Origin of the sequence: Micromonospora radicis (assembly GCF_003583405.1) — a bacterium.
Classification (GTDB): Bacteria; Actinomycetota; Actinomycetes; order Mycobacteriales; family Micromonosporaceae; genus Micromonospora; species Micromonospora radicis.
On record NZ_QXEC01000023.1, the window covers coordinates 41683 to 55452 of the forward strand.

The window sequence follows — 13770 nt, forward strand, 5'->3', positions numbered from 1 at the left end:
GGCCATCAACCGGACACGCAGCGCTAACCGAACTTCTAACATCTTCTGTGAATCGGACCACGCGGCGGAGGCGGAAATGCCTTGAGGATCGGTACGGCGTAGCCTGGGATCCGTCCTGTGCGCCCGTCCCGGCGAGCGGACACCGCGTGACACACAAACCCGCGTGAAAGAGGCGATTACCGGCCGTGTCGACCCAGCAGACTTCGCAGGAGAACCCACTGGCGGGTTTCGGCCCGAACGAGTGGGTCGTCGAGGAGATGTACCAGCGCTACCTCGCCGACCCGAGCAGCGTCGACCCGGCCTGGCACGACTTCTTCGCCGACTACCGGCCCGGCCCCGGCGCAGCCCGCCCGGCCGACGGTGACGGCGCCGGCCGGCCGACGACCACCGCCGAACCGGCCCGCAAGGAACCCGCCAAGGCCGAGCCCGCGGCCAAGACCGCGCCGGCCGCCAAGACCACCACCCCGGCCAAGACCGAGCCGCGTACCGCGCCGGCAGCGGCGAAGCCGGCGAAGAGCGAGCCGGCGAAGCCCGCCGCCAAGGCCCCGCCGGCGAAGACCGCGCCGACCGCCACCGGCCCGCAGACCACGCCGCTGCGTGGCGTCGCCGCCAAGATCGTCCAGAACATGGACGCGTCGCTGGCCGTGCCGACCGCGACGAGCGTGCGCGCCGTGCCGGCCAAGCTTCTGGTCGACAACCGGATCGTGATCAACAACCACCTCGCCCGCGGGCGCGGCGGCAAGGTGAGCTTCACCCACCTGGTCGGTTACGCGATGATCCGGGCGCTGGTCGCGCACCCGGAGATGAACAACTCCTTCGCCGAGGCCGACGGCAAGCCGACGATGGTCCGCCCGGAGCACGTCAACCTGGGCATCGCCATCGACCTGGCCCGGCCGGACGGCAGCCGCACCCTGGTGGTCCCCTCCATCAAGGGCTGCGAGCGGATGGACTTCCGGCAGTTCTGGCAGGCGTACGAGGACGTGGTCCGGCGCGCCCGCAAGAACGAGCTGACCATGGACGACTACTCCGGCACCACCATCTCGCTGACCAACCCGGGCGGCATCGGCACCGTGCACTCGATGCCGCGGCTGATGCAGGGCCAGAGCGCGATCATCGGGGTCGGCGCGATGGAGTACCCGGCGCCGTACCAGGGCATGAGCGAGGCCACCCTGGCCGAGTTGGCGGTCAGCAAGGTGATCACGCTGACCAGCACGTACGACCACCGGATCATCCAGGGCGCGCAGTCCGGCGAGTTCCTCAAGGCCATGCACGAGCTGCTGCTCGGCGAGCACGGCTTCTACGACCAGATCTTCACCTCGCTGCGCATCCCGTACGAGCCGGTGCGCTGGATGCGCGACGTCGCGGTCGACAGCGAAGGCCAGATCAACAAGACCGCCCGGGTGCACGAGCTGATCCACTCGTACCGGGTGCGCGGTCACCTGATGGCCGACACCGACCCGCTGGAGTTCAAGATCCGCAAGCACCCGGATCTGGACGTGCTCCAGCACGGGCTGACCCTGTGGGACCTGGACCGCACCTTCCCGGTGAACGGCTTCAACGGCCGGCAGCGGATGCGGCTGCGCGAGATCCTCGGCGTGCTGCGCGACTCGTACTGCCGCCGGGTCGGCATCGAGTACATGCACATCCAGGATCCGGCGGAGCGCCGCTGGATCCAGGAGCGGGTCGAGCGCAAGTACGAGAAGCCGCCGGCCGACGAGCAGAAGCACGTGCTGAACCGGCTCAACGCGGCCGAGGCGTTCGAGACCTTCCTGCAGACCAAGTACGTCGGTCAGAAGCGCTTCTCGCTGGAGGGCGGCGAGTCGCTGATCCCGCTGCTCGGCGAGGTGCTGGAGGCGGCGGCCGAGAACGACCTGGACGAGGTCGTGATCGGCATGGCCCACCGGGGTCGGCTCAACGTGCTGGCCAACATCGTCGGCAAGCCGTACGAGAAGATCTTCTCGGAGTTCGAGGGGCACCTGGACCCGCGCTCCACCCAGGGCTCCGGCGACGTGAAGTACCACCTCGGCCAGAACGGCAAGTTCACCACCCCCGACGGCGACCACTCGGTCAAGGTCTCGGTGGTGGCGAACCCGTCGCACCTGGAAGCGGTGGACCCGGTGCTGGAGGGCATCGTGCGGGCCAAGCAGGACCGCATCGACCTCAAGCTGGAGGGCTACACCGTGCTGCCGCTGGCGGTGCACGGCGACGCCGCCTTCGCCGGGCAGGGCGTGGTGGCCGAGACGCTGAACCTCTCCCAACTGCGCGGCTACCGCACCGGTGGGACGGTGCACGTGGTGGTCAACAACCAGGTCGGCTTCACCACCGCGCCGGAGTACAGCCGTTCCAGCCTCTACAGCACCGACGTGGCCCGGATGATCCAGGCGCCGATCTTCCACGTCAACGGCGACGACCCCGAGGCCGTGGTCCGGGTCGCCCGGCTGGCCTTCGAGTACCGGCAGACGTTCAACAAGGACGTCGTGATCGACATGGTCTGCTACCGGCGGCGCGGGCACAACGAGGGCGACGACCCCTCGATGTCCAATCCGCAGATGTACAAGATCATTGACTCGAAGCGGTCGGTCCGCAAGCTCTACACCGAGGAGCTGATCGGTCGCGGCGACATCACCGTGGAGGACGCGGAGGAGCTGCTGCGCGACTACCAGGCTCAGTTGGAGCGGGTGTTCAAGGCCACCCGCGACGCGGCGAGCGCACCACGCCAGCTGCCCCGGCCGGCCCGGCAGGACGAGCCCGAGCCGCAGGTGGAGACGGCCACCGACCCGTCGGTGGTCAAGGCCATCGGCGAGGCGCACGTCAACCTGCCCGAGGGGTTCACCCCGCACAAGCGGATCCAGCAGCTGCTCGACCGGCGGGCCAAGATGGCCGTCGAGGGCAACATCGACTGGGGCTTCGGCGAGATCATCGCCTTCGGAGCACTGCTGCACGACGGGGTCACCGTCCGGCTCGCCGGGCAGGACTCGCGGCGCGGCACCTTCGTACAGCGGCACGCCTCGATCGTCGACGCCCAGACCGGCGACGACTACCTGCCGCTCAAGTCACTGACCGGCGACGGTGAGCGCTCCCGGTTCTTCGTGCACGACTCGCTGCTGTCCGAGTACGCCGCGATGGGCTTCGAGTACGGCTACTCGGTGGAGAACCTCGACGCGCTGGTCTGCTGGGAGGCGCAGTTCGGCGACTTCGTCAACGGCGCCCAGTCGGTGATCGACGAGTTCATCTCCTCCGGTGAGGTGAAGTGGGGGCAGCGTTCCGCGGTCACCCTGCTGCTGCCGCACGGCCACGAGGGACAGGGCCCGGACCACACCTCCGGCCGTCCGGAGCGCTTCCTCCAGCTGTGCGCCGAGGACAACATGCGGGTGGCCGTACCGACCACTCCGGCGAACTACTTCCACCTGCTGCGCCGTCAGGCGCTGTCGCCGAAGCGCAAGCCGCTGGTGGTCTTCACGCCGAAGTCGCTGCTGCGGCACAAGCTCTGCGTCTCGTCGGTGCAGGACTTCACCACGGGTACCTTCGCCCCTGTGCTCGCCGACCCGGCGGCGCCGGCTCCGGAGCAGGTCAAGCGGGTACTGCTCTGCTCAGGCAAGGTCTACTACGACCTGTTCCAGGCCCGGCAGGAGCGCGGGGTCACCGACACCGCGATCGTCCGGCTGGAGCAGCTCTACCCGATGCCGGTGGCGGAGATCCGGGCCGCCCTCGCCCAGTACCCGAACGCCGAGGACTTCGCCTGGGTGCAGGAGGAGCCGGCCAACCAGGGCGCCTGGTCGTTCGTGGCGCTGAACCTGCTGGAGCACCTCGACGGGGTCCGACTGCGCCGCATCTCGCGGCCGGCCGCCGCCGCCCCGGCGGTCGGCTCGGCGAAGATGCACGAGGTCGAGCAGAACGCCCTCATCGAGGCGGCACTCCCCCGACCCTGACGAGATCCATCCCGGTCCCGTCCCACCCTCGGGTGGGGCGGGACCGGCGGCTTCACCGGGCCGAGACCGGTGAGGAAGCGAGTAGGCGGATGTACTTCACCGACCGGGGCATCGAGGAGCTGGTCGAGCGGCGCGGCGACGAGCAGGTCACCCTGGAGTGGCTGGGCGAGCGGCTGCGCGACTTCGTCGACCTGAACCCGGAGTTCGAGACGCCGATCGAGCGTTTCGCCACCTGGCTCGCCCGGCTCGACGACGAAGACGACGACTGATCCGGGTGAGCACCTCCCCAGCGGGCCGCCCGGCTTCCCAGGCGGCCACCGGCCGGCGGCGCGGTGGCCTCGCAGCGGTTGGCGCCGCCCTGACGCTGCTGCTGGCCGGTTGCAGTGGCGGACCGGCGCCGCAGCCGGAGCGGCCCGACGTGACCGACTCCGCGCTCCCGCCCGCTCCGCCGGTCTTCTACGTCGACCCGGCCAACCCGGCCGACGCGGAGGCGGAGCGACGCGCGGCCCAGGGCGACATCGCCGGGGCCGCGGCACTGCGGGAACTCGGCCGCCGGCCCAGCGCCAAGTGGTTGACCGGTGGACCGGCCCGCGACGAGGTCGACGCCTTCCTCGGGCAGGCGGCCCGCTCGGGACAGACCCCGATCCTGGTGCTGCACAATGTGCCGCAGCGGGACTGCGGGCGGCAGGGCAAGGGCGGTGCGCGCTCCGGCACGGCGTACCAGTCCTGGGTTCGCGAGGTCGCCGCCGGCATCGACGGCCGTCCGGTCATCGTGGTTCTCGAACCGGGCGCACTGCCCGACGCGGTGACCGGGTGCGTAGCCGACCCCGCGGCCCGGATCGCACTGCTCCGGGACGCGGTCGCCGTACTGGCCAGCACCGGTACCGCCCGGGTCTACCTCGACGCGGGCCACCCCGGCTGGGTCTCCGATGCCGAGAGGCTGGCGGCGGGGCTGCGCCGGGCCGGGGTCGACGAGGCGGCCGGCTTCGCGCTCAACGTGGCCAACTTCGTCCGTACCGAGGAGAACGTCGACTACGGCCACCGGCTCTCCGACGCGCTGGGCGGTGGCGTCAGGTTCGTCGTCGACACCAGCCGCAACGGCGACGGGCCGTACCCGGCCGACCGGGTGAAGGGGGCGCCGAGCTGGTGCAACCCGCCCGGCCGGAGGATCGGCGAGGATCCGACGACGGAGACCGGCCTGGACCGGGTGGACGCGCTGCTCTGGATCAAGTTCCCCGGCGAGTCCGACGGCGACTGCCGGCCTGGCGAGCCGAGCAGCGGCGAGTTCTGGGCGGAGTACGCCATCTCCCTCATCCGGGACTGAACGGAGCACCATCCGGGCCGCCACACCCCGGAGGCCCCCACCCCCGGACCCCGCCGCACCCGGAGCACGCCGCCGGCTGGGCGGCCGGAACTCCGGCACCCGCCGGACCTCCACCCACTACCTGACGCCCTAATGACTCTGCTTCAACGGACGCCACGGTTTCGGGCGGCGAATCGCCGCGTGGGTTGAAGCAGAGCAGATGAGGCAGTCCGGATGGCCTGCGCGGTCCGCGCGAGGAACGCGGGTCCGCGCGAGGAACGCGGGTCAGCGCGAGCAACGCGGGTCAGCGCGAGCAACGCGGGTCAGCGCGAGCAACGCGGGTCAGCGCGAGCAACGCGGGTCAGCGCGAGCAACGCGGGTCAGCGCGAGCAACGCGGGTCAGCGAGGCTGGGCGGGGATCGGGGGCGGGGTGCTGGCGGGCTGGGCGGGGGTGAGGCCGGTGCGGCGCAACTTCTGCCAGCCCAGCCGCCCGCCGGTCAACGCGGTCACCACCGACTGGATCATGACCAGGTACATCAGCTGGCGGTAGGCGAACTGTTGCAGCGGCAGTACCCACAGCACGCCGAGTTTCTCCCGGTCGAGCCGGAACGCCACCACCGCGGTCAGCAGTTGCAGCCCGAGCATGACGAGCCAGGCGACCGCCGTGGCGGTGCGGTCCAGGAAGAACAGGCCGTAGAGCGCGAGCAGGTCGATCACCGGCGCCAACAGCGGCAGGAGCACCCCGAACAGGCTCAGGAAGAGCAGACAGCGTCGCGTGAACCGGCCCGAGGCGCCCCGGTCCAGCAGCGACCGGCGGTGCTTCCACATCGCCTGCATGGTGCCGTAGCTCCACCGGTACCGCTGTTTCCACAGCTGGCCCAGGGTGGTCGGCGCCTCCGTCCAGGCCCGCGCCGTCTCCTCGTAGACCACCTTCCAGCCGGCGCGGCCGAGCGCCATGGTGATGTCGGTGTCCTCGGCCAGCGTGTCGTCGGTCATCCCACCGGCGTAGGTCAGCGCCTGGCGGCGGAACGCGCCGATCGCGCCGGGAACGGTGGACATGCAGCGCAACGACTCGTACAGCCGGCGATCGAGGTTGAAGCCGATCACGTACTCGATGTGCTGCCACTTGGCGATCAGGCTGTCGCGGTTGCCCACCTTGACGTTGCCGGCGACCGCGCCGACCTGGGGGTCCGCGAACGGCTGGACCAGCCGCCGGACGGAGTCCCGCTCGAACACGGTGTCCCCGTCGACCATGACGATCAGCTCGTGCCGGGCCAGCGCGACCCCGGTGTTCAGTGCGCTCGGCTTGCCGCCGTTGGGCTTGCGGACCACCCGCACGTTGGGCAGGCCGAGCGACTCGGCGATCTCCGCCGTCCCGTCGCTGGAACCGTCGTCGACGACGATCACCTCGATCCCGCCCGGGTGGTCACCCCCGGCCAGGGACCGGACCGCCGCGGCGATCCCCTCCTTCTCGTTGTACGCGGGCACGATCACCGACACCGGCTCGGTCACCGGCGGCCCCCACGCCCAGTTCTCGGCGCGGCGGCGGCGGGCGTGCCGGCCGGCGAGCACGAACAGCAGGACGCTCCGTCCCACCGTCAGCACGCCGACCGCGATGAAGAGCCACCCGAGCAGGCCCAACGTCCGGTCCGCGCCCTGTACCGCCCAGATCAGCATCTGGCCGCGCCAGCGCTCGCCCGGGCCGGCAGCCGGGTTGGCCTGGACCCGGTGGTCGATCCCGGCCTCGGCGAGCGCCAGGTTCAGCCCGTCGGTGACCGTGACGAACCGGTAGCCCCGCTCCTTCATCAGCGGGATGAACCGGTCCAGCGCGGCCAGCGTCTGGCCGCGCTCGCCGCCCGCGTCGTGCCAGAGCGTGATGGCGCCCGCGTATCCGGTGGGGGTCACGTTGGCGACGATCTGCTCGACGCCGGGGCGGGCCCAGTCCCGGCTGTCGGTGTCGTTGAGGACGCTGAGGTAGCCCAGGTCACCGGCGTGGGTGAAGACCGGCCAGTCGTCGTTGCCGACGGCCATCGGGAACGACGAGTAGGGGAACCGGATCAGCGAGGTACGCACCCCGGCGGCGCTGGCCACGGCCAGTTGGGTCTGGGCGTACTCCAGCTGGCGCCGCCAGCCGGGCAGGGCCGCCAGATCCGGGTGGGTGAAGGTGTGGATGCCCAGTTCGTGACCGTCGGCGGCCAGTTGGCGGACCTGTTGCGGATGGCGGGCGACCTGTGACCCGACCACGAAGAACGTGCCCGGCACCTGGTGCCTCTCCAGCACCCGCAGCACCGCCGGGGTCCAGACCGGGTCGGGGCCGTCGTCGAAGGTGAGCGCGATGGTCCGGGGCGGCAGCCGGTAGGACTGGTGCTGGCCGCCGCTGGTGCTGATCACGGGTCCGCCGGTGATCACCGAGGCCGGCACCTCGCTCTGGTTCACCGGCCGCTGCCCGGCCAGCGCCTGCTCGCTCTCGTCACGGTCGGGGGCGAAGGAGGCGTTGGCGTACGCGCCGACCAGCAGAACGGCGACCAGGACCGCGCACAGCACGCCGAACAGCGTCCAGCTCGGTGGTGGCACCACCCGACGACCCAGACCCGGCCGCCGACGTGATCTCCGCGGTGGCCGCTCAGTCATCGGCGCGGGTGACGGTGTCCGTGCCGCCCGACGGCTCGATGATCGGCGACGGTTCCACGGACGGCGGTTCGGTGCTGGGTGACGGCACGGCCGGGGTGCTTCGGGTGGGGCTGGTCTCGGCCGGTGGCCGTGACGCGGTGCGGCTGGGCTCGGCGGTGGCGGTCCGGGTCGGGGTGGCCGAGGTGCGGGCGGCGCCGGTGGTGGACGGGGCGGGTGGCACGGCCGGTCGGGCCGGTGCGGTCGAGGTGGGCGCCACCGCGGCGGGCAGCGACGGTGCCGGGGGCGGCTGCCAGGGCTGCCGGGTCGGTTCCACGAAGGGCAACACCGTCTCGGTGTTGACCGGGCCGCCGACGAAGCTCGCCCCGACCAGCCCGGTGTAGAGCAGGCCGGCCAGCCCCAACGCGTACGCGACCCACCGGAGCCGGGAACGGCGCCGGCCGCTGGGGTCGACGAAGACGGGTGGTGGGGCGGGGATCGCCGCGATCACGCTGGTCGGGCTGTCCCCGCGCATCATCAGTACCGTCGGCGCGTCCACCACCGGTTGCAGTACGGTCGGCGCGTCGGTCATCCGCTGCACCACCGTCGGGGCGTCCACGGTGGGCCGGTCCGGGCCGATCCCGTCGGTTTCCGGTCGCGCCAGCCGCGCCAGTCCGGCGTGTTCCTCCGACGCGGGCAGCCGACCGCCGGGTGCGCCTGTCGCTGCGTTTGCGCCGGTCAACCGGTCCCCACTCATGGCCCGGGAGTCTAGGAGTGAGTGGCTCTCGGGTTGCGCGCGGAGTCTTTCCGGGAGATGCAAGTTGCATCCTGGCAATAGTTGTGTGATCGAACTGGCGCGGAGCGTGACAGCGGGCTCGCCCGGCGAGCCCTCCCGGCACTCGTACCGTCTCTCCGAGCTGGCCGAACCTCACCCTGACCAGGTCGAACGGTCAGCCGGCGACCGCCGTGGCGTCGGTCGGAGCCGCCCGGACCGGCCCGGGCGGCCGGCGAAGCGGCCAGAAATGCCCGCCCGGTCGGCGATCCGAGATCAGCCGCCCCGGCGGCCGGTACGACACCGGGGCGGGCCGGAGTGCCCCCGGCACCCGGCACCAGGACCCGGGCGGGAGCGACCTGGATCTTGTAGCGTGAGTCCGTGGCCCGAAGCGTGTACCTGACCAGCATCGGCTCGGGCGGCGGCAAGTCGACCATCGCCCTCGGCCTGGCCGAACTGCTGTCCCGCCAGGTCGGCCGGATCGGCGTGTTCCGGCCACTGGTCGCGCCGGGTGGCCCGGACCCGATCCTCGCCCTGCTCAGCGAGCGGTACCGGGTCGGGCTGCCGGCCGCCGAGCTGTGCGGCACCACGTACGCGGAGGCGACCGCGCTGGTCGCCGACGGGCGGCGGGAGGAGTTGATCACCCGGATCGTCGAGCGTTACCGGGACGTGGAGCGACAGTTCCCGGCGATGGTCGTGGTGGGTAGCGACTTCGCCGGCGCCGGTGCCGGTGACGGCCCCCGCGAGCTGGCCTTCAACGCCCGGCTGGCGACCGAGTTCGGCAGCGTGGTGGTACCGGTGGTGGACGGGTTCGGTCAGCAGCCGGCGGCGATCACGGCGGCCAGCCGAGGGGCGTACCACGATGTCGTGGACCTCGGCGCGACCGTACTCGCGGTACTGGCCAACCGGGTGCCGGGCGAGATGACGTTGCCCCGGCTGCCGGTGCCCGCGTACGCCATTCCGGAGGTGCCGAGCGTCTCGGCGCCGACGGTGGCCGAGGTGGCCGCGGCGCTCGGCGCCACCCTGCTGGCCGGCGACGACACCGCACTCGGCCGCGACGTGCTCGACTACGTGGTCGGCGCGGCCCACGTGCCGACCCTGCTGGAACACCTCACCGAGGGCGCCCTGGTGATCATGCCGGGTGACCGGGACGACCTGCTGGTGGCGGCGAGCGCGGCACACGTGGCCGGGCAGGTCTCGCTGGCCGGGCTGGTACTCACCCTCGGCGAACCACCCGACCCCCGGGCCATGCGGCTGGTGGAGGCGCTGAACGCCCGGCTCGCGGTCCTGTCGGTACCCACCGACAGCTACCACACGGTGGCCGCGTCGAGCCGGATCGAGGGCCGGCCCAGCACGCTGAACCCGCGCAAGGTGGAGGCCGCGCTCGGCGCGTTCGAGGCGCACGTCGACACCGTCGAGCTGGCCAGCCGGCTGCGGGTGAGCCGCTCCGCCCGGGTCACCCCGCTGATGTTCGAGTACGACCTGATCGACCGGGCCCGGGCCCGGCGGCGACACCTGGTGCTGCCGGAGGGGACCGAGGAGCGGATCCTGCGGGCCACCGAGATCCTGCTGCGTCGGGGGGTGGCCGACCTGACCCTGCTCGGCAAACCCGACGAGGTCGCCCGCCGGGCCCGCGAGGTGGGCGTCGACATCGGTACCGCCCGGGTGGTGGACCCGACCAGCAGCCAGTGGCGCGACGAGTTCGCCGAGGCGTACGCGGGGCTGCGCGCCCACCGCGGCGTCACCGTCGAACTGGCGCACGACATCGTCGCCCAGCCGAACTACTTCGGCACCATGATGGTGTGGGCCGGCTACGCCGACGGCATGGTCTCCGGCGCCACGCACACCACCGCGGCGACCATCCGGCCCGCGTTCGAGATCGTGAAGACCATGCCGGCGGTCTCCGTCGCCTCCAGCGTCTTCTTCATGCTGCTCGCCGACCGGGTACTGGTCTACGGCGACTGCGCGGTCAACCGCGACCCCGACGCCGCTCAGCTCGCCGACATCGCCATCTCCTCGGCCGACACGGCGGCAAGGTTCGGCATCGAACCGCGGGTGGCGATGCTGTCGTACTCGACCGGCAGCTCCGGCGCGGGTGCCGACGTGGAGAAGGTCGCCGCGGCCACCGCGCTGGTCCGCCAGCGCCGGCCCGAACTGGCCGTGGAGGGGCCGATCCAGTACGACGCGGCGATCGACCCGGCGGTGGCGGCGACGAAACTGCCCGACAGCGCGGTCGCCGGGCGGGCCACGGTCTTCATCTTCCCGGACCTGAACACCGGCAACAACACGTACAAGGCGGTGCAGCGCTCGGCCGGGGCGGTGGCCGTCGGCCCGGTGATGCAGGGCCTGCGCCGTCCGGTCAACGATCTCTCCCGGGGGGCCACCGTGCCGGACATCGTCAACACCGTGGCGATCACCGCCATCCAGGCCGCCGCGCTGGCCGACGGCGAGGCGACCTCGTGAGCGGGGCCGGCAGCGATGTCCAGAGCGGCGGTACGGGCGGCGGCGCGGGCAAGGTGCTGGTGCTCAACTGCGGGTCGTCGTCGGTGAAGTACCGGCTGTACGACGGCGAGCAGGTCGTCGCCAAGGGCGCCGTCGAACGGGTCGGCGAGCCGGGCGGTGGCCCCGCCGACCATGCCGGCGCGGTCCGGCAGATCCTGGCCGGGCTGGACCTGACCGGGCTCACCGTCGTCGGGCACCGGGTGGTGCACGGTGGCCGGCGGTTCACCGCACCGACTCTGGTGGACGACGCGGTGCAGGCCGCCATCGCCGACCTGGTGCCGCTGGCCCCGCTGCACAACCCGGCCAACCTCGCCGGCATCGAGATGGCCCGCGACGCGCTGCCGGCGGTGCCGCAGGTCGCTGTCTTCGACACGGCGTTCCACCACACGCTGCCCGACTCGGCCGCCACGTACGCGATCGACGGGGATGTCGCGCAGCGGTACGGCATCCGCCGGTACGGCTTCCACGGCACCTCGCACTCGTACGTCTCCCGCCGTACCGCCGAACTACTCGGCCGCCCGTACGCCGAGGTCAACACGATCAGCCTGCACCTGGGCAACGGGGCCAGCGCGTGCGCGGTCGCCGGAGGCCGCAGCGTCGCCACCTCGATGGGCATGTCGCCGCTGGAGGGTCTGGTGATGGGCACCCGCAGCGGCGACCTCGACCCCACCATCGTGTTCCACCTGCGCCGCGAGGGCGGGATGGGGGTCGACGAGATCGACGACCTGCTCAACCATCGCAGTGGCCTGCTCGGGCTGGCCGGCGTCAACGACATGCGCGAGGTACTCGCCCGCCGGGCGACCGGGGACGCGGCAGCGGCGCTGGCGTTCGACGTCTACTGCCGCCGGATCACCGAGTACGTCGGTGCGTACTACGCGCTACTCGGCCGGGTGGACGCGATCACCTTCACCGCCGGCGTCGGCGAGCACGCGGCACCGGTCCGCGCCGCCGCCCTGGCCGGGCTCGACCGGTTGGGTATCACCGTCGACCCGGACCGCAACGCCGGCAGCGGCGACCGGCTCATCTCACCGGACAGCGCACCCGTGGCGGTCTGCGTGGTCGGCACCGACGAGGAGCGGGAGATCGCACGGGCGGCCCGGGCAGTGGTCGACGCCACCTGACCGGTGCCGCCCTCTCGGACGCCCGGACCGCCTGGCGCACGGCCCGCCTGGCGCACGGACCGACGTGACCGGCCCCGGCCCGGCTGCTTGCCCGGCTGGCGCCCAGCCGCGGGTCAGCCGAGGGCGAGCCAGCCACCCAGGGCGACCAGGATCACCACGACCGCGGCCACGCCGATCATCAGGCCGGTCCGGGAGGTCCGCTCGTCGGTGCTGTCGGCGGTGTCGGCGAAGGCGCGGAACGCCTGGGTGTTGCCGCTCGGGTCGGTGTAGTTCTCAGCCATCCCGGCACCATAGCGAAGCCTCGCGGGCACGGAGGGCCCGCGACGGTCGGCCGAACGGGTGGCGTACAGCACCGAGCAACCGGACCCGGGCTGCGGTCCGAGGGCTCTACCTTGATGTCGTGGGGATCAGGCGGCGGCTGGCCGCGTCGATGGTGGTCGCGCTGATGGCCGGGTCAGCCGGCTGTGCCACGACCGATGCCGAGGCCGAAACGCCGGCAGCACCCAGGTCGGCGCCGCAGGTGCAGTACCCGGTCGGGGTCCGCACGTTCGTCGTCGACCCCGGTTCGACACGACCGCTGCCGGTCACCGTCTGGTATCCGACGCAGGGCTCCCAGGTGGCCGACGGGCGGTTCCCGGTGGTGCTCTACAGCCACGGCCTGGCCAGCCTGCCCGAACTGCACACCGGCCTGACCGCCCGGTGGGCCGCCGCCGGCTTCGTGGTGGCCGCGCCGGCGTACCCGCACACCCGGCGCGACGCCGCCCGGTTCTCCCGGGCCGACGTACGCCACCAGCCGGCCGACGGTTGGCGGGTCATCCGGCACCTGGTCCGGCTCGACCGGCGGACCGGTGATCCACTCGCGGGCCATCTCGACGTTCAACGGGTCGCCGCAGCCGGGCACTCGGCGGGTGGCTTCACCACCTCCGGCATGTTCACCAGCGGGCGACCCGCCTGGCTACGGGCCGGCATCGTGATCGCCGGCGGTGGCATGGCGGGCAGCTTCGCCGAGCCGCCCGCACCCATCCTGTTCGTGCACGGTACGGCCGACTCGGTGGTGCCGCTGAGCGTCGGGCGGGCCGCCTACCGCCGCAGCATCGGACCGGCCAGTTTCCTGAGCCTGCTCGGCCAGGGCCACGGCGAGTACCTGATCCCCGGCCGGCCCGGCTTCGCCCAGGTGCTCGGTACCACCACCGACTTCCTCCGCTGGACCCTCTACGGCGACCAGCAGGCCGCCCGCCGCCTGCCCACCCGCGCATCCCTCCCCGGCACCACCACCTTCGAAACCCGCCACCCCTAACCCCCACCCCACGCACCCCGCCTCGCCCCGCCCCGCCCCCCTCGCCTCGCCGATCTTGCACTTTCTGCCTCGGCTCTCCGCCCAAGCGAGCCCCTGTCCCCGCGATCTTGCACTTACGGTCGCCGAGTTGGCAGGTTCTGCGGCTTTTATCCCGACCATAAGTGCAAGATCGCGGGCGTGGGTGGGGTAGGGCGGGAGGGCACGTGGGGAGGGTGGGGTGGACGGGAGGGAGAATGGGG

General features: G+C 72.3%; 9 protein-coding genes. 6 read left to right on the plus strand and 3 right to left on the minus strand.

What is annotated here, in order from left to right; translation table 11 throughout:
• Positions 1 to 185: 185 nt before the first annotated feature.
• From D2L64_RS20950 to D2L64_RS20960, 3 genes are all read left to right on the plus strand, one after another.
• Positions 186 to 3929, plus strand: coding sequence for a multifunctional oxoglutarate decarboxylase/oxoglutarate dehydrogenase thiamine pyrophosphate-binding subunit/dihydrolipoyllysine-residue succinyltransferase subunit (locus tag D2L64_RS20950; protein WP_119578918.1), 3744 nt, complete (start codon positions 186 to 188; stop codon positions 3927 to 3929).
• An 89-nt stretch (positions 3930 to 4018) separates the two neighbouring features.
• Positions 4019 to 4198 carry a DUF6104 family protein gene (locus D2L64_RS20955; RefSeq protein ID WP_119578919.1) on the plus strand — a complete coding sequence of 60 codons (180 nt, stop codon included), beginning with the start codon at positions 4019 to 4021 and terminating at the stop codon, positions 4196 to 4198.
• A 5-nt stretch (positions 4199 to 4203) separates the two neighbouring features.
• Complete coding sequence (locus tag D2L64_RS20960) at positions 4204 to 5253, plus strand: glycoside hydrolase family 6 protein (RefSeq protein ID WP_233559068.1); 1050 nt, start codon at positions 4204 to 4206, stop codon at positions 5251 to 5253.
• A 378-nt stretch (positions 5254 to 5631) separates the two neighbouring features.
• Here the strand turns inward: D2L64_RS20960 and D2L64_RS20965 are convergent, their stop codons facing one another.
• Positions 5632 to 7863, minus strand: a complete 2232-nt coding sequence (locus tag D2L64_RS20965) for a bifunctional polysaccharide deacetylase/glycosyltransferase family 2 protein (RefSeq protein WP_119578920.1) — start codon at positions 7861 to 7863, stop codon at positions 5632 to 5634.
• Positions 7856 to 8596: a hypothetical protein gene (locus D2L64_RS20970; RefSeq protein ID WP_119578921.1), complete on the minus strand. Its 741-nt coding sequence runs from the start codon at positions 8594 to 8596 to the stop codon at positions 7856 to 7858. The genes D2L64_RS20965 and D2L64_RS20970 overlap by 8 nt, the downstream gene beginning before the upstream one ends.
• Positions 8597 to 8992: 396 nt before the next feature.
• Between D2L64_RS20970 and pta the strand changes: the two genes are divergently transcribed.
• Both pta and D2L64_RS20980 read left to right on the plus strand, forming a co-directional pair.
• Entirely contained in the window at positions 8993 to 11074 is a 2082-nt protein-coding gene (pta, locus tag D2L64_RS20975; RefSeq protein ID WP_119578922.1) for a phosphate acetyltransferase, read from the plus strand.
• Positions 11071 to 12234 (plus strand): acetate/propionate family kinase, encoded by a 1164-nt coding sequence (locus tag D2L64_RS20980; protein ID WP_119578923.1) that lies wholly within the window; start codon positions 11071 to 11073, stop codon positions 12232 to 12234. Before pta ends, D2L64_RS20980 begins: the two co-directional genes overlap by 4 nt.
• Before the next feature lie 113 nt (positions 12235 to 12347).
• On the opposite strand, the gene D2L64_RS27650 is transcribed toward D2L64_RS20980, so the two are convergent.
• Positions 12348 to 12515, minus strand: coding sequence for a hypothetical protein (locus D2L64_RS27650; RefSeq protein ID WP_199714672.1), 168 nt, complete (start codon positions 12513 to 12515; stop codon positions 12348 to 12350).
• Between the two features lie 149 nt (positions 12516 to 12664).
• On the opposite strand from D2L64_RS27650, the gene D2L64_RS20985 reads away from it, so the two are divergent.
• Positions 12665 to 13531 carry an alpha/beta hydrolase family protein gene (locus D2L64_RS20985; RefSeq protein ID WP_119578955.1) on the plus strand — a complete coding sequence of 289 codons (867 nt, stop codon included), beginning with the start codon at positions 12665 to 12667 and terminating at the stop codon, positions 13529 to 13531.
• Positions 13532 to 13770: the final 239 nt, after the last annotated feature.

Bases quoted from the DNA above. Each gene is read 5' to 3' on its own strand.
- D2L64_RS20955 (WP_119578919.1), top strand. From the start codon at position 4,019: ATGTACTTCACCGACCGGGGCATCGAGGAGCTGGTCGAGCGGCGCGGC.
- D2L64_RS20965 (WP_119578920.1), bottom strand. From the start codon at position 7,863: ATGACTGAGCGGCCACCGCGGAGATCACGTCGGCGGCCGGGTCTGGGT.
- D2L64_RS20970 (WP_119578921.1), bottom strand. From the start codon at position 8,596: ATGAGTGGGGACCGGTTGACCGGCGCAAACGCAGCGACAGGCGCACCC.
- D2L64_RS27650 (WP_199714672.1), bottom strand. From the start codon at position 12,515: ATGGCTGAGAACTACACCGACCCGAGCGGCAACACCCAGGCGTTCCGC.
- D2L64_RS20985 (WP_119578955.1), top strand. From the start codon at position 12,665: ATGGTGGTCGCGCTGATGGCCGGGTCAGCCGGCTGTGCCACGACCGAT.